At 57.9% G+C, this 16,054-nt stretch carries 16 protein-coding genes; 4 read left to right on the top strand and 12 right to left on the bottom strand.

Annotated elements, in window-relative coordinates; genetic code table 11:
* Window positions 1–223: 223 nt before the first annotated feature.
* From HMPREF2787_RS04045 to HMPREF2787_RS04025, 5 genes are all read right to left on the bottom strand, one after another.
* Window positions 224–1,168 (bottom strand): electron transfer flavoprotein subunit alpha/FixB family protein, encoded by a 945-nt coding sequence (locus HMPREF2787_RS04045; RefSeq protein ID WP_070858461.1) that lies wholly within the window; start codon window positions 1,166–1,168, stop codon window positions 224–226.
* A 54-nt stretch (window positions 1,169–1,222) separates the two neighbouring features.
* Window positions 1,223–2,008, bottom strand: a complete 786-nt coding sequence (locus HMPREF2787_RS04040) for an electron transfer flavoprotein subunit beta/FixA family protein (protein WP_048735284.1) — start codon at window positions 2,006–2,008, stop codon at window positions 1,223–1,225.
* A gap of 337 nt (window positions 2,009–2,345) precedes the next feature.
* Window positions 2,346–3,530 (bottom strand): THUMP-like domain-containing protein, encoded by a 1,185-nt coding sequence (locus tag HMPREF2787_RS04035; RefSeq protein ID WP_070858460.1) that lies wholly within the window; start codon window positions 3,528–3,530, stop codon window positions 2,346–2,348.
* A gap of 53 nt (window positions 3,531–3,583) precedes the next feature.
* Complete coding sequence (locus HMPREF2787_RS04030) at window positions 3,584–4,423, bottom strand: NUDIX hydrolase (protein WP_070858459.1); 840 nt, start codon at window positions 4,421–4,423, stop codon at window positions 3,584–3,586.
* 6 nt (window positions 4,424–4,429) lie between these two features.
* Window positions 4,430–5,266, bottom strand: a complete 837-nt coding sequence (locus HMPREF2787_RS04025; protein WP_070858458.1) for an ABC transporter ATP-binding protein — start codon at window positions 5,264–5,266, stop codon at window positions 4,430–4,432.
* A 141-nt stretch (window positions 5,267–5,407) separates the two neighbouring features.
* Here HMPREF2787_RS04025 and HMPREF2787_RS04020 point away from each other — a divergent pair, with 141 nt between their 5' ends.
* Together HMPREF2787_RS04020 and glgB are read left to right on the top strand one after the other, a co-directional pair.
* On the top strand, window positions 5,408–7,438 hold the full coding sequence (locus HMPREF2787_RS04020; protein WP_070858457.1) for an alpha-1,4-glucan--maltose-1-phosphate maltosyltransferase: 2,031 nt from the start codon (window positions 5,408–5,410) through the stop codon (window positions 7,436–7,438).
* A 180-nt stretch (window positions 7,439–7,618) separates the two neighbouring features.
* The gene (glgB, locus tag HMPREF2787_RS04015; protein WP_070858456.1) at window positions 7,619–9,814 is read left to right on the top strand and encodes a 1,4-alpha-glucan branching protein GlgB; all 2,196 of its coding nucleotides are present in this window, start codon (window positions 7,619–7,621) and stop codon (window positions 9,812–9,814) included.
* A 129-nt stretch (window positions 9,815–9,943) separates the two neighbouring features.
* On the opposite strand, the gene HMPREF2787_RS04010 is transcribed toward glgB, so the two are convergent.
* Window positions 9,944–11,116 (bottom strand): serine hydrolase, encoded by a 1,173-nt coding sequence (locus HMPREF2787_RS04010; protein WP_070858455.1) that lies wholly within the window; start codon window positions 11,114–11,116, stop codon window positions 9,944–9,946.
* A 331-nt stretch (window positions 11,117–11,447) separates the two neighbouring features.
* On the opposite strand from HMPREF2787_RS04010, the gene HMPREF2787_RS04005 reads away from it, so the two are divergent.
* Window positions 11,448–11,843 (top strand): TIGR02611 family protein, encoded by a 396-nt coding sequence (locus HMPREF2787_RS04005; RefSeq protein WP_070858454.1) that lies wholly within the window; start codon window positions 11,448–11,450, stop codon window positions 11,841–11,843.
* Between the two features lie 51 nt (window positions 11,844–11,894).
* Here HMPREF2787_RS04005 and HMPREF2787_RS04000 read toward each other — a convergent pair whose 3' ends face one another.
* The gene (locus HMPREF2787_RS04000; protein ID WP_070858453.1) at window positions 11,895–12,944 is read right to left on the bottom strand and encodes a co-chaperone YbbN; all 1,050 of its coding nucleotides are present in this window, start codon (window positions 12,942–12,944) and stop codon (window positions 11,895–11,897) included.
* A gap of 82 nt (window positions 12,945–13,026) precedes the next feature.
* Window positions 13,027–13,332: a thiamine-binding protein gene (locus tag HMPREF2787_RS03995; RefSeq protein ID WP_049172056.1), complete on the bottom strand. Its 306-nt coding sequence runs from the start codon at window positions 13,330–13,332 to the stop codon at window positions 13,027–13,029.
* A 31-nt stretch (window positions 13,333–13,363) separates the two neighbouring features.
* Here HMPREF2787_RS03995 and mce point away from each other — a divergent pair, with 31 nt between their 5' ends.
* A complete protein-coding gene (gene mce, locus HMPREF2787_RS03990; protein WP_070858452.1) occupies window positions 13,364–13,816 on the top strand; it encodes a methylmalonyl-CoA epimerase in 453 nt (150 codons plus the stop codon).
* A 2-nt stretch (window positions 13,817–13,818) separates the two neighbouring features.
* On the opposite strand, the gene HMPREF2787_RS10850 is transcribed toward mce, so the two are convergent.
* From HMPREF2787_RS10850 to HMPREF2787_RS03975, 4 genes are all read right to left on the bottom strand, one after another.
* Window positions 13,819–14,178: a hypothetical protein gene (locus HMPREF2787_RS10850; RefSeq protein WP_083326653.1), complete on the bottom strand. Its 360-nt coding sequence runs from the start codon at window positions 14,176–14,178 to the stop codon at window positions 13,819–13,821.
* A 2-nt stretch (window positions 14,179–14,180) separates the two neighbouring features.
* Window positions 14,181–14,873 carry an endonuclease NucS gene (gene nucS / locus HMPREF2787_RS03985; RefSeq protein ID WP_070858451.1) on the bottom strand — a complete coding sequence of 231 codons (693 nt, stop codon included), beginning with the start codon at window positions 14,871–14,873 and terminating at the stop codon, window positions 14,181–14,183.
* 77 nt (window positions 14,874–14,950) lie between these two features.
* Window positions 14,951–15,454 carry a DUF2550 domain-containing protein gene (locus tag HMPREF2787_RS03980; protein WP_070858488.1) on the bottom strand — a complete coding sequence of 168 codons (504 nt, stop codon included), beginning with the start codon at window positions 15,452–15,454 and terminating at the stop codon, window positions 14,951–14,953.
* 219 nt (window positions 15,455–15,673) lie between these two features.
* The gene (locus HMPREF2787_RS03975) at window positions 15,674–16,045 is read right to left on the bottom strand and encodes a F0F1 ATP synthase subunit epsilon (RefSeq protein ID WP_016422459.1); all 372 of its coding nucleotides are present in this window, start codon (window positions 16,043–16,045) and stop codon (window positions 15,674–15,676) included.
* Window positions 16,046–16,054 lie beyond the last annotated feature (9 nt).

Here is a 16,054-nt window from a genome sequence, read left to right as displayed (position 1 = left end):
TGTGGTCATTAAGCATGCAGGCAGTATAACGCTGCGTGCGCCTTATGCTCACTATCCGCCATAGTTAAACCTCACTATCTGCACGAACAGATGAGTAGGACCAAAAAATGCTCGGGGCGGGAACAGATAGGAAATCTGTGCCCACCCCGAGCGGGTAGTTGCTAGCCGAGTTGACTCTCGACCAGCAGCCTTACGCAACTAGCAGACTTAAGGCAAGTGCGTATTACTTCAGGTTCTCGATAGCCTGCGGAACAACGTCGAACAGGTCACCGACGACACCGAAGTCAGCAATCTCGAACAGCGGAGCCTCTTCGTCCTTGTTGACCACAACGATGGTCTTGGAGGTCTGCATACCTGCCTTGTGCTGGATAGCACCGGAAATACCCAGAGCAACGTAGAGGTCCGGGGAAACGGTCTTACCGGTCTGGCCAACCTGGAACTGACCCGGGTAGTAGCCAGCGTCAACAGCAGCACGGGAAGCACCAACAGCTGCGCCGAGAACGTCTGCCAGCGGCTCAACAACGTTCTTGAAGCCATCCTCGGATGCGACACCGCGGCCACCGGAAACAACCAGCTTAGCCTCGGTCAGCTCCGGACGGTCGCCGCCCTCAGCCGGTGCGAAGGAAACGATCTCGACAGCGTTGTTGCCAATCTCAGGGAATGCAATCTCGGTAACGTCAGCGGAACCGGACTTCTCCTCCGGGTCAACGGAGCCCGGGCGCAGAGCGTAGACCGGGGATGCGCCGTAGCCGACACCGTCGACGATGTACTCGCCACCGAAGATGGAGTACTTAACGGAAGCGTCATCGTTGATAGCAACAACGTCGGACAGCAGACCGGAACCGGTCAGCGCAGCGACGCGGCCAGCGATTTCCTTGCCGGTTGCGGAAGCGGAAACCAGCACCGGAACCTCACGCTCGGAGGCCAGGCCGACGAGAACGTCAACCTCAGGGGTGATCAGGTACTTGTCGGCATCGTCGGACTCAGCAGCGAGAATCTCGCCAGCGCCGTAGGCGGCCAGGGTGTCTGCGAAGCCAGCAGCGGTACCCGGGGTACCCACGACAACTGCGGCCGGGGTGCCGAATGCGGAAGCAGCGGTCAGCAGTTCAGCGGTGGTGTTCTTCAGCTCGCCATTTGCGTGCTCGACGAGAACGAGGACGTCGGTCATAGTGATCTTTCTCCTACTTGTATCTCTATTTGTCTTCTATTCGCGTCAAGCGCCTTAGATGAACTTCTGGGCCTTGAGGTACTCGGCCAGCTTGGCGCCGCCGTCTCCCTCATCGTTAATGCGCTCACCAGCGGTCTTAGCCGGCTTCGGAGTGGAGCCAGTGACACCGGTAGCAGCGTTTTCAAGACCAACCTGCTCTGCCTCAGCAGCAACATCGTCCAGAGTCAGCTCGGTGACCGGCTTCTTCTTAGCGGCCATGATGCCCTTGAAGGATGCGAAGCGCGGGCTATTAGCCTTCTCAGTGACGGAGACGACTGCCGGCAGGGATGCCTTGAGCTGGTAGATGCCGTCTTCGACCTCACGCTCACCGGTGATGGAGTCACCTTCGATAGCGACAGAGCGCAGGTGAGTCAGAACCGGCAGGTCGCGGTAGACACCGAGGATAGCCGGGACGGAGCCGGTGCCACCGTCAGTGGAGGCATTGCCGGTGACGATGAGGTCAACATCCTCGAGAGTGTCGATGACGTTGGACAGAGCCCATGCGGTCTGAACAGCGTCGGAACCTTCAAGTGCGTCGTCCGAAAGAATGACGGCGTCGTCTGCACCCATGGACAGAGCCTTGCGCAGTGCCTCGATGGCACGATCCGGGCCAACAGTTGCGACGGTAACGTTTCCGCCGTGCTCTTCCTTCAGCTGCAGGGCAGCCTCAACAGCGTTCTCATTAATTTCGTCGAGAACTGCGTCTGCAGACTCACGATCGAGGACAAACTTGTCATCGGTGAGCTTACGCTCGGACCAGGTGTCCGGAACCTGCTTGACCAGAACCACGATGTTCGGCATTTTTCTGTCGTCCTTACTGGTTGATTACTGGTGAACGTTTATCTGACCTTACTTCGCAAGCCGCCTCACAATAAAGTGAACCAGGCCACGCTCTAGGTCGTCTGTGTTGAAGATAACAGAACCTGTCGCCAATGCGAAGGTGATCCAGATAACAATGTCGTTATTTTTTTAAGTTTTTTTCTACACCACGAGCACAGCCCGCCCGCCAACATGCTATTTCCGCATGTCAGACGTTAATAGTACGCAATCAACTGCAGCTGTCTCCGCAGTATTCGCCAACAGCAAACACCGATCCCCAACGGGCTACCCCCACCAGTTTTCCGTCGTAAAGCGGTCCTTAACCGATCTCCCGGGGCTGACAGATAAACGCCGTCGCGCTCCTTCCGATGCGCGTGACCACCACCGCCAATGCCCTGGAGCCCTTAAGTTTCCACTGCTTGCGCAACGCGTCGGGGTTGACGTCTACGCCGCGCACGAGAATTTCCACCGATCCGCAATCCAACGCTGCCAGTGCCTTGCGAACCTGCTTCAACCCCACTTGCTCAATAACTTCGAACCCGGCAATCCCCTGCGGCAAAACATCGCCACTGACGTGCGCAATCCGCTCATCGAGCTGCCACAGCCCATGCGCCGCCGCAAAATGCCGCACCAGCCCGGCGCGCACAATCGCCCCATCCGGATCAATGATGTACCGACCGGCAGCGCGCACATCGACGTCGTCAGGCATGGTGTCGTCGTAGGTCTGCACGTCCACCGCCGACAACTCTAACGGCCTGTGCTTATCGACGGTCCGGATAACCATCGCCGATCGCGTTACGGATTGCCCATCGGTAACTCCGGCCAACCCCGGCGTATATAGACATGCCTCCTTGACCGCACCGTCCACCGAAGTGACAGCCACTTCCCCGCTCCACTCGCTGAAGTCGAGGCCCGGCGCACATTTGATAGCTAGTTCTTTGTCGGGCCAGGCGGCTATGAGCGCCGGCAGCGACGGGAGCAAGTCCTCCGGGTTGGTGATCCTGCGACCACCGGAGCGGCGTGCAGGGTCAGCGACAATGACAGGTGCGTCAAAGGCTGCTTGCAAAGCATTGGCTTGTACGAAAATGTCCTTGCCGAGGTTATGCCGCGCCATGGCCAGGCGTGCAAGGTCGAGATCAGAGCCGACAACGGTCAGGCCCTCGTGGTCAATTGCTGCCACCTCAGTACCAATGGAGCAGGTCACATCGGCCACTGCTTCGACACCGAGATGCGCAAGCCTACGAGCGCGGGCCAGCGCGACGACAAAGGGCGTGGCCTGTTGCGCTGCTTCGGAAGAGAAAATCCAGTTCCCTGGCAGTTTGCTGACTGCCGAACGCCGAGCTGCCGCGACTTCAATGACCGGGCGACCGAACTCTCCACAGTATTGGCGTAGATGCGCGGAGTCTGCAATCAGAGACTTTTTAGTGAGCGCGAGCTGGTCGGCCTCATCTAGCCACTCCGGGTGAGCAGCAACAGCGGCCACTTCTGCAGCGGACAGGGACACTCGTTATCTCCTTCCAGTTAGGGGTTAGCCGATTAACGGGGCTGAGTAGTCGACTAACGGTTCATACCTCTGCGCAAATGCCCCATGTGAGTGGCAACGGCAAAGTACTCATCCATAAAAGGTTCCCCGAGGAAGTCACTATTGGTGCGTCGCACCGGAGTGTTTCTGGCCGCCTCGAGAGCCTCCGCCACAGTACTGACACCGTCCAAGCGAGTCAGTTGCGCCCAAGTCGGAGGCATGAGGCCGAGTAGCCCACGGCGCCATCCATCCAAAATCGTAGTCGGGCGGAACCAACCTGAAGATGACGCCTCAGAGGTGTCACCGTCGGCCCTTTGACCGTCGGGAAGCGCGGCGAGGAAGAAATAGGTGTCGTAGCGAATGGGGTTGGCTTCGGGTGTCACCCAGTTAGCCCAAGGACTGACGAGTTCGGCATCGAGCGCCAGATTTTCATCGCTAAGAAAATCCGTCAATGACAAATCGTGGGCTTCCAACTGTCGGCGCTGACGGTGGAAGCGGTGGCCATCTGCGACAATCTCACCGCCAGCATCGCGAACCAACAGAGTGCCTGTTTCCTCAAAGGTCTCACGCACGGCCGCGCAGGTGAGCGCGTGCGCCCGCGCGCGGTCGACGTTAAAAGCCTGCGCGATCCGCGACTCGGGGTCGGCTTCCGACGGCTCGGTCACTACCATGCCCTCATTTGCGACAGCGGGGAAATCGCGCCGGTCTACTCCACCGCCGGGGAACACGGTCATGTTGGCCGCAAAGCGCATTGAGGATACGCGTTCTTGAACGTAGACCTCGAGCCCGCAGTGGGTGTCACGGAGCAGCAACACGGTCGCTGCCAGTTTCGGCGACGCGGGCGTATTCGGGGTTTCAGGTGTCGGAACCGCCATTAGCGTCTACTTCTTCCGGTGCTTTCCAGCAGGCCGTGCCCGGCGCGCAAAGTAGCGATCATCGATGCGATCGACGACGATTTCCTGGTGGAAAGCCTTGGTCAGGTTCTCACTGGTCAGGACGTCGTCAATAAGCCCCTGTGCGATGACATTGCCTTCGTCGAGGAGCATCGCATGGGTGAAGCCGTACGGAATTTCTTCCGGGTGGTGCGTAATCATCACCATCGCCGGCGCATCCGGGTCGAGTGCGAGTTCGCCTAAGTAACCGACCAGGTCCTCGCGACCGCCGAGGTCGAGCCCGGCTCCCGGCTCGTCGAGAAGCAGCAATTCGGGGTTGACCATCATGGCTCGTGCGATGAGCACGCGCTTGCGCTCTCCCTCGCTGAGAGTGCCCCAGGTGCGGTCTGCAAGATGCTCAGCTCCCATGCGCTCGAGAATCTCGGAGAGCTGTTCGAAATCCATCTCTTCATAGGTCTCACGCCAGCGCCCCAGGACGGAGTAACTGGCGGAAATAACAAGGTCCGCGACCTTTTCGTCATTGGGAATGCGGTGAGCAATCGACGATGAGGTCAAACCAATCATGGTGCGCAAATCACGCATGTCGGTGCGCCCGATCTGCTCGCCCATCACATGGGCCACCCCTGAAGACGGGAACTCCTCCGCTGCAGCAATGCGCATCAAAGAAGTTTTGCCTGCACCGTTCGGCCCCATGATGACCCAGCGCTCGTCAAGTTCTACTCGCCAATCCACCGGTCCGACCAGCGTACGGCCACCACGGATGAGGTTTACGTCGCGAAAGTCGATTAACAGATCTTCGTTAAAGTCTTCTTCCAAATCAGCCACACATCCATGGTGCCCTAACTTTGCCCAAATGTGCGCTTGGACATTCTCATCTATCCTCGGTAGAGAGCAAATCGAGTTCACTCGAGATGGTTTTTGCTTCGATTTTCACCTAGCTCGCCGACAATTAGGAGAACGTCTTTTATGACTGGTCGAATCGGTATTGATGACATCCGTCCTCAAATCAACGGTGGTGCAACACCATCGAAGGCCGTAGTGGGTGAGGTCGTCCCAACCTTCGCCGTCATTTGGCGAGAAGGCCACGACGCGATGAACGCCACGCTCAACGTCAAGGGGCCAAAGGAATCAGCTTTTGCTTCCCGCTCACAGCGCATTCCAATGCACTTTTCTGACCATGATCCAAATCAGGTCAACGCCACCTTCGTCCCAGACGTTCCCGGGCTGTGGACCATTCGCATTGATGCCTGGTCCGACCCGATGGCAACGTGGCGCAACGCTATTACCAAGAAGTTCGAGGCCGGTCAGAGCGAAGCTGAACTCGCTAATGATCTAGAAATTGGCGCCGCTCTCTTCGACCGCGCCGCCGCTGGTGCCGCTGCTATCCACCGCAACCATCTACGCTCCATCGCCGCAGGTCTGCGCGGCGACGGCGATCTTCGCGCCCGCATTGCAGCCGCGCTTTCCGACGAGACCCGCGCCATTTTGCAGGCGCACCCGGTGCGCGACCTTTTAACCCGCGGAAAGACCCGCAAGATCAAGGTTGACCGCCGCGAAGCCCTGTACTCCTCTTGGTATGAGTTCTTCCCCCGTTCTAACGGTGGCTACGGCGAAAATGGCGAGCTGCTGCACGGCACATTCAAGACTGCGGTTGCACAGCTTGATCGCGCACAGCGCATGGGCTTCGACACGGTGTATCTGCCGCCGATTCATCCAATCGGTGAAATCAACCGCAAGGGTCGCAACAACACCCTTACCCCGGAACCGAGCGATGTCGGATCTCCGTGGGCTATCGGCTCCGCAGAAGGTGGCCACGACGCCATCCACCCGAGCCTCGGTGACGAAAAGGACTTCAAGGAGTTCATCAAGGCTGCTAAGGAGCGCGACCTAGAGGTCGCTATCGACCTAGCGCTCCAGTGTGCACCGGACCACCCGTGGGCTAAGGCTCACCCGGAGTGGTTCACCGTCCTGCCGGACGGCACCATTGCCTACGCCGAGAATCCGCCGAAGAAGTACCAGGACATCTACCCGCTGAACTTCGACAACGATGCCAAGGGCCTGTACGCAGAGGTTCTGCGTGTAGTGAAGTTTTGGGTCAAGCGTGGAGTCAAGGTCTTCCGCGTGGATAACCCCCACACCAAGCCGGGCAACTTCTGGGAATGGCTGATTGAAACCGTTCACGAAACCAATCCGGAGGTCATCTTCCTCGCGGAGGCCTTCACTGCCCCAGCCCGCCTCTACGGCCTGGCCAAGGCTGGCTTCACTCAGTCCTACATCTACTTCCCGTGGAAGACTACGAAGGAAGAGCTGACGGAATTCGGCGAGGAAATTACCCGCCATGCGGACATCGCTCGCCCATCCCTATGGGTTAATACCCCAGATATTCTGCATGACTTCCTGGTCAAGGGCGGCCGTGGCGCCTTCGCCATCCGCGCCGCGCTCGCTTCAACCCTATCTCCACTGTGGGGCATGTACTCCGGCTACGAACTGTTTGAAAATGTCCCGGTCAAGGAGGGCTCCGAGGAGTACCTCGACAGCGAGAAGTACCAGCTCCGCAGCCGCGATTACGACCAGGCACTGGCCACCGGCAACTCGCTGGAACCGTTCATTGCCACGTTGAACAAGATTCGCCGGGAGCATCCGGCTCTGCAGCAGCTGCGCAACCTGCACTTCCACGACATCGACAATGACAACCTGCTGGCTTACTCGAAGCTCGACCCGGTCACCGGCGATGCCATCCTCGTTGTTCTCAACCTCGATCCATGGAACGCCCAGGAAGCTACCGTGCACCTCGACATGGATCGCATTGGGCTCCGCAACCACGACCGCATGGATGTCACTGACCTGATTACCGGCAACCAGTTCAACTGGGGCAAGGACAACTACGTCCGCCTGGCACCGTGGGAAAACGTCGCGCACATCATCAAGCTGCCGGAAATCGATGTCAAGCTCCGCCACAAGTTGGCTTGGCGCGAAGTCCCCGACTACGAGGGCTAGGACGCCGGCTGGGAACTTTCGGGGTTAGTGGGCTGCGGACCTGGCCACTGTCGCAACGATTCGTCGTTAGGCTGGCGGGTGAGTTAGCAGCCCACTGTCCCCTACCTCCCTCTATTTCTTTAGAACTGAACTCAACAACTTCACATTCACCTACCTAGAAACGCTTCGGAAGGACCTTCCATGGGAGCCCACACAGATCCCCGCCTCGCAATTGATTCCGGCGATATGGATCGCCTGCGCTACTGCACCCATCACGATCCGCACAGCATCTACGGCGCACACGTCGTGGACGGTGACACGGTTATTCGCACTAGGGTCTTCGGCGCTCAGGCAGTTACTGTCGTCAGCACTCGCGGCGAGTTTGAAGCGGAGAACCTGGGCGACGGTTTCTTCACCGCCCTCGTCCCAGGCGGCGATGACTTCGACTACCGCCTGCGCATTACGTGGGACTCCGGCGAGACCGTAGAGCGTGCCGACGGCTACCGTTTCCTCCCCACTATTGGCGCTGGTGACCTGCACCTAATCGGCGAAGGACGTCATGAGGAACTGTGGAAGGTTCTCGGTGCGCACCTTCGCAGTTACGACACAGAGCTGGGTACAGTCGAAGGCACCTCGTTTACGGTCTGGGCTCCGAACGCACGTGGCGTCGCCGTGGTCGGTGACTTCTGTATGTGGAACGGCGCGCAGTACCCAATGCGCTCTATGGGTGGCGCAGGTATCTGGGAACTGTTCATCCCGGGTGTGGGTGAGGGCGATGTATACAAGTTCGCCATCACGACGCCAGAGGGTCAGCGCCGCGATAAGGCCGACCCGATGGCGCGTGCTGCTGAGCTCCCACCGGCTACCGGGTCGATTGTTGCGGCCTCCGACTACACCTGGGGCGACCAAGCTTGGATGGAAAAGCGCGCCAACACAGACTGGACCGAAGAGCCCATCTCTATCTACGAGGTCCACTTGGGTTCCTGGAAGCAGGGCCTGAGCTACGAAGTTATGGCAGAGAAGCTGGTGCGCTACGTGGTCGACATGGGCTATACCCATGTGGAATTCATGCCAGTATGCGAGCACCCGTTCACCGGTTCCTGGGGGTATCAGGTTTCCGGCTATTACGCTCCGACCAGCCGCTTCGGCACCCCAGATCAGTTCCGCGGTCTGGTTGATGCCTTCCACGCCGCTGGCATCGGTGTCATCATGGACTGGGTTCCGGGGCACTTCCCGAAGGACGAGTTCGCACTTGCCCGCTTCGATGGCACGGCTTGCTACGAGCACCCGGACTGGCGCCGCGGCGAGCAGCGCGACTGGGGTACCTACGTTTTCGACTTTGGCCGCAACGAGGTGCGCAACTTCCTCTATGCCAACGCGCTGTACTGGGCGGAAGAGTTCCACATCGATGGCCTGCGCGTCGACGCAGTGGCTTCCATGCTGTACCTGGACTACTCCCGCAATGAGGGCGAGTGGCTACCGAACCAGTACGGCGGCCGTGAAAACCTCGATGCTGTTCAGTTCCTGCAGGAATTCAACGCCACTGTCCACAAGCACAACCCGGGTTTCCTCACCGTGGCCGAAGAATCCACTTCTTGGCCGGGGGTGACCGCACCTACCGAGCACGGTGGCTTGGGCTTTTCTATGAAGTGGAACATGGGCTGGATGAATGACACGCTGGAGTATTTCAGCAAGGAGCCGATTTACCGCTCCTACCACCACCATGAGCTCACCTTCGCTATGGTCTACGCCTACTCGGAAGAGTTCATTCTGCCGATTAGCCACGACGAGGTCGTGCACGGCAAGGGCTCGCTGTGGGAACGCATGCCGGGTGGCGACTGGGACAAGGCCGCAGGCCTACGTACTTTCCTGACTTTCATGTGGGCGCACCCGGGCAAACAACTACTATTCCAGGGTCAGGATCTTGGCCAAAACCACGAGTGGAACCACGATGAGTCCGTGGCCTGGGACAACCTCGAAGGTTGGGGCGGCGAATTCCACCGCGGCATTCAGCTGCTGGTTAAGGACATCAACGCCATCTACAAGGAAAACCCGGCGTTCTACACCCAGGATGACCGCCCAGAGGGCTTCCAGTGGATTAACGCGGATGATTCCACAAACAATGTTGTGTCCTTTGTCCGCTACGGCACCGATGGATCGGTAGTCGCCTGTGTCTATAATCTGTCCGGAACTACGCAGGAAATCTACAAGATTGGCGTGCCACGTGGCGGCCAATGGACAGAAACTCTAAACACAAACGCATCGCGTTACGAGGGCTCCGGCTACGGTGAAAACGGTACTGTGACCGCGGTCGAGCACGGCTGGAACGGCCAGGCTCACTCGATTGATTTGGTGCTGCCGGCCAACACCGCCGTTTGGCTGAAGTGGCAGGGCTAGTCTCGATTCCAGCCAAACAGAAGACAATCAAATAGGAATTGCCCGTGTTACACGGTTTTCAGTGACCTGAGTTTCGGTCTGAAAACCTGCTTCACGGGCATTTTTGTTTTTCAGGAGCGTATCCAGGTCCTAGCCTCGGAACGGATTGAACCAGTCAGGTTCCAAAGATTCGTTGTAATTCGCAGAATCTGAATCATCGGTGTACGCGGATCCATCCATACTGTCGGTTCCGATACGATCCGGAATACCGTCGCCATCCTCATCTGCGCTCCACGTCGCAGCCTGCTTAGCACTCAGAGGCTTGCCATCCTTACCGAGGCGATTGTAATCCGGCAGAAGTGGGGCGATTTGGGAACCCAGCTGGCCGAGCAGGCCGTCGGTAAGCTCATTGAGCGGCACCCCATCAAAGCGCGTCGTAATGGCGTAAGCGATGGGTCCGGCTGCGGTGTACAAAATACCGTGGTCATTAACGCCCTCGGCAGTGTCACCGGTCTTCTGGACCGCGGAGCCGACGTACATCACAAACTTCTGCGAACCACCGTAAGTGAGGTAGGTCAATGCAGTTTGCGCCGTGTCCTTGGTAATGAAGTTGTGCTTTGAGGTGCCATCGGCCACTTCCTGGAGACGTGCCATGAACAGCGCAGCTTGAGAGGGAGTAAACCAGGACCGATCACCGCTGGGATTGGGGATGTTGAATTTGTTGCCCAGGTGGTAAAGCTTGTCGTCAACACCGGCTTCCTTGATGGTTTTGTTGACCTCGTCGAAACCACCGACAGCGTCAATCAACCCATTCGCCGCGGTGTTGTCCGAATACCGCATCACGTACTGCAACAGCCCGTCGAGCGTGTGTTGGCCAGGACCAATCACGCTTCCGCCAACACCATTGTCCCAATCGACCGTCACCGTCTTGTCTAGGTCATCGCCGAACTTCTTCAGTGCAGTAACCACCAACGGAGCCTTAATAGTCGATGCGGAGTACTCCTTCGTATCCGCGCCTACCGACGCCGTGAGCCCCTTGTATGGACCGTCAATGACGCGCAAATAGGCGCCCAATTCAATGCCATAGTTGTCGGAGAAATTCGTAGCCGCAGTATCGAGGACGTCCTGGGCATCAGACCAGACGACTTCCTCGGAAACATCCCAACCATTATCTGGGGCTTTGGGCTTTGCGGCAGCAGTAGCGGTCTTGGAACCAGTGGTGTTTGAGCCATCGATGGTGCATCCCGCCAACAGAGTCGAGGCCGCAAACACAGCAATGACCGAGGCGGAAGTAGCGCGAAGGACACTGGGGCGAAGTCGCATGCAAAACTCCTGGCTGCACAAAGCTGAAGACCAAAGGCACCTAGCGCAGTATGGACTACCTTAGGTGAACAGGAATGAAAGGCAGTGGTAACTGCCATAAACCACTATGAACTGTTGGAAGGTTACCACCTTCCAACAGACTTCGTTGCACTGAGGCTCAGCTTTTGTGTGACAATGGATTAAATATAGACATGATTAAAAGAGTCAATGTCCTAAGGTGCACACAGACAGTTGAGCTGCACATTTGATGCTTAATGTGTAAACGGTACCTCGTTTGAGGCTGCTGCTAGAAGCACTACACTGCACCGAAAATCGGAGGAAGTGAATCGCAATGGAGGAGAAGGTACATCGCTTGATGGACCGCATGCAGATTCGCCATGCCCATATGCGCAACACCTGGTATGGGCCGGTACTCTCCCCGGTTCTTCTCGTCGTAGGCTTCGCACTACTCATAGTTGGCATTATCATTCTGCCAACTCCTGCCCCCGGCTGGCTCTGCATCTTTGTTGCACTGGGAATTCTGTCGTTAGTACACCCGCCGACACGGCGGCTGAACATCTGGCTGGCATCGAAACTGGATGCGTTTTACGCCTGGTATGCGCAGCGCCATGTGGCGATGAAAGCAACACTTTTCTTGTTGCTGATGGCGTTTATGGCCGCTGTAATGGGCAGCGTGTACTACTTCATGGCTCCGGATGACTGGCCGTACACCGACGCTTCTAGCTAGGAGCCTGCGCGCTTTCCAGGCTCCTAGTGCAGTGCGCTTAGTGCAGTGCGCTTAGTACAGTGCGCTTGCCATCCGCCGGCGCGCATCCAGTGCCACAGGATCTGCGGTGTCGAAAAGCACAAGCAGCTCTAGTAGACGCGACCTGATGGCCTCGCGGTCATCACCGAACACCTGCGGGAGCAACTTCAACAAACGATCGAGCGCCTTCGCTGGGTCGTCGACAAGCATCGTGACATCCGCGGCATCAAGGGCGAGCGCGACGTCCTTCGGCGCTGCGTCGGCTTTTGCGATTGGGTCTGCGCTGCGATCAATTCTGGCGGCGCGGGCGAAGAAGGAGACATTCGCGTGAGCGCGCTTCAGCCCCTGGTTTGCGGGCTCGGACTGCAGCATGGCGTCATACAGCTCCAACGCTCCGTCGAAATTGCCCTCCTCGAGCAACTCTTCGGCCTGCTCCAAACGCGGGTCATCGGTGGGTACGGGATTGCCGAAGAAGTCAGTAGGCTCCGGAGCCTCCGGTCCGCTGCCCTCCCCAGCCATACGAGTTCCCGCCGGCAACCCCTTGAGACGGCCCCGAGTGGCCTCCATAACCTGCGCCAGCCACTGCTCCAGCCAATCCCTGGTTTTCTCGCCCACAAACATGCCAATGGGACTGCCCATAGCCACAGCCGTGACCGTCGGCACTGCCTGCACACCGAATGCCTGGGCCAGCTGCGGATGTTCCTGAGCATCTGCCCACGCCAGAATCCAGTTCAAATTGGCCTCACGAGCCATGCCTTCTAACTCAGCTCGTAGACGCAGCGAATCAGGTGCTCCAGCCATGCCGATCAAAACAATCACCGGTACCTGCTCTGAGCGCAGAACGACTTCTGCCTCAAGGTTCTGCGGGGAGATCTCAACCATAGGAGGAAGCCCGTCTCCCTGATCGCTAGTTGCCCGTTCGATTTCCTCTCGGCGCTTACGTTCAGCTTCGGCACGCTGGTGGAGCTTCTCCAAATCAACCGTGCCGGGCGGTGATGGCGGGGTCGAGCACTCGTGGTGACCGTGTGCTCCATGCGAGTGACCATGAGAATGGCCATGTGCGTGACCATGTCCAGCTGGCATCGTAAAAGGGTTCCTCTCCAGTGTCGTCGTAAAGCCTATGTAAAACCTATATAGAGCCTACGTGCCCAAGCCGTACAAAAAACTAGTCGGTGGCTTTTAGCGCATCCTCCACCGCATCGACTTTCGCACGCAGCTGCCCGGTGTATCCGTTGCGAATGTCCGCCTTGATCACCAGAGAAGTGCGCGGACTGACACGACTGACTGCCTCCGTGGCCCGCTTAATCACGTCCATCACCTCATCCCACTCGCCTTCGACGAGGGTGAACATGGCATTGGTTTCGTTAGGCAGGCCAGATTCGCGCACAACACGCACGGCTTCAGCAACGGCCTCAGCCATTCCTTGCTCAGGATCGGAGAAAGTGGGGGCAACAGAAAATGCGACAATCATGGCGCCGATAATAGCGAGTACTCTGGGAACTATGAGTGAGACACAGATTCCCGTTCCCCATAAGTACGTAGTCGCTGTTGATCACGTCGGTGTCGCAGTCCCGGATTTTGATGCCGCTATTGAGTGGTACCGCGCAAACCTTGGTTTCATCAACTACCACGACGAAGTCAATGAAGAGCAGGGTGTCCACGAGGCCATGGTCGGCCCGTCCGACAAGGTTGAAGGTGGCACTCTCGTTCAGATTCTCGCGCCGCTGAATGACCAGTCCACGATTGCAAAGTACTTGGACAAGAAGGGGCCAGGAATTCAGCAGTACGCAGTTCGCGTGACTGACCTGGAGGCGCTGATGGCGCACCTGAAGGAGCAGGGAACCCGCGTGCTGTACCCGGAGCCGAAGATCGGTACCGCAGGTTCGCGCATCAACTTCATCCACCCGAAGGATGCCGGTGGCGTCCTGCTGGAACTCGTTGAGCCGGCTAAGTAAATCTATCCCCAGCGGCGCGTGATAGTGCGGTGAGCTCTATTGCGCCAGCAGTAGGTGTGCCAATGGCGCCGGTCATCGGCGCCTGCACCATAATCCTGCGGCCATGCCACGATGTGCGAGGTCCCGGGCATGATTTCCTGGTCGCACCCCGGACAGCGATAAACCTTGTTCGACTGGCCAGCGCTGATGTTACGCACCGCAAAGTCCACGTCCTGCCAACCGGCAGGCCCGGATTCAGTGCGGGTGTTTTGAAAAGAACTGCCAAATGCGGGCAGGCTGCCGCGATTCTGGCCGTGGTTATTACGCCCGCCGTGTTGATTACCTCGTTGATTGCCGCGCCGCTTGTGGTTTCGCCTAGGCATGGCTAGAACAACCGCAATTCGTTGGACTCCAGGCCACGCAGGGCGTCGTAATCCACGGTCACACAGCGAATCCCACGATCCTCTGCCAGAGTTTTCGCCTGTGGCTTAATCTCCTGGGCAGCAAAAATCCCCTCCACCGGTGCCAGCAGCTCATCGCGGTTCAGCATCTCCAAGTAACGGGTTAACTGCTCAACACCATCGATACCGCCCCGACGCTTAACCTCTACTGCAACAGTGGCGCCGTTTTCATCGCGGCCAAGCAGATCCACCGGCCCGATTGGGGTTGGGTATTCGCGCCTAATCAGGGTGTAGCCCTCGCCAAACGTTGTGAATTGATCTGCAAGCAGCTCCTGTAGATGCGCTTCTACCCCGTCCTTCTCCAGGCCAGGGTCCTCTCCCAGTTCGTAGGTGCTATCAGCCAGCACCTTGGCGATGGTGATACGAAGCTGCTCGCCCTTCTTGTTCTCAACGACCCAAAGCTTTTCACCGGTATCTTCACCCGACTCGTCGAGAATATCCTTCTCCGTCAGCGTGCACGGCGGTGTCATCCAGTTCAGGGGCTTATATGCACGGTCGTCGGCATGCACAGAAACTGACCCATCTGCTTTCACCAACAGCAAGCGCGGGGCATGAGGCAAATGGGCATTCAAGCGACCGACATAGTCAACGGTGCATTCAGCAATCACAAGGCGCATTCCCCTACCCTAACGTGACTGCCACGCGGGAGAAAACAATACCCACTAGAGCCTTAGTAATAGTCTGCCGTCAGAGCCTAGTACTGACTTCCCCGGCCACGGTTATAAGCCGAACGGAAACGTCGCTCAATGTCTGTAGGAAACTCACGAGTCTGGCGTGACGACGGCTTCGACTCCACCCACGCCACCAGCGCGGTGTCCGAGGACGAGTCCACGGCAAACTCCCATTCGGTATTTTTCCCCGTCTTAATCCTGACTACCCGAAGTCCGGGCGCGAAAAAGCCCGCCTCGAGGTCAGTCGGATCTCGTCGATCCACAATAGAGACATCGTGACGGGCAAATTCGGCATCACAGCCAGGACGCAGCGAACGTAGCTTGTACATCTTCAACGTCGACTCTGAATAAACTATGACCCCATGGCGCCAATGACTGCCATCACCGGCAGGAAGACGACGAGCAATAACAGGAGTACCTTTTGCATGCAGGCTGGCGAAACGCCACAGGGCAAGCGCCCCGCCGACGATCAACATCGCACCGATAATCATGAACATGATTGACATCATGGTTACGCTTGAAAACACTATCTGCCAGCCTCGCATCCGGGTGAATAGACAACGAACCTTGGTTCAAAAGCGCATTAGAGGCTTTTTACAAACCCTACCCGATTGTTGCGATGACATGAAAAATAACTAAGAAAAAAACGGGGCGGGGAGCTGGCAAGAGAAATCTTGCCAGCTCCCCGCCCCGTTTAAAGAAGCAGGAAGAATACGGTCGTGCGACCGGATGTTCAGGCGAACAGACTAGTTGGTGGAAGCGCGACGAGCCGCGCGGACCTCCGACTCAGCCTGTGCCTTTACTGCAGGGTCATCCGAAGTCAGGTTGGACTCGGCCTCGGAGAGGTTAACCTCGTCAGCCCAGATTGCCTTATCCGCGAGGATCGAAACCTTCGAGGTAGACACGGAAATGAACCCACCCTGTACCGAAGCGACAAGAACCTTGCCGTCTGCGGTCTTGATGGTCACCGTACCGTTGTTGACCAGCTGGCCAAGCAACGGCTGGTGTCCGGGCAGCACGCCGATCTCACCCTCGGTGGTCTGAGCAGAGACCAAAGTGGCCTTGCCCTTCCAGAGCGGTCGCTCAACGGCAACCAGTTCAGCGGTGATTTCAGCCATGAGGATGCC

The sequence above is a fragment of the Corynebacterium sp. HMSC061H03 genome, from assembly GCF_001838215.1.
Taxonomy (GTDB): Bacteria; Actinomycetota; Actinomycetes; order Mycobacteriales; family Mycobacteriaceae; genus Corynebacterium; species Corynebacterium jeikeium_D.
This window is presented reverse-complemented; position numbering and strand designations above follow the sequence as displayed.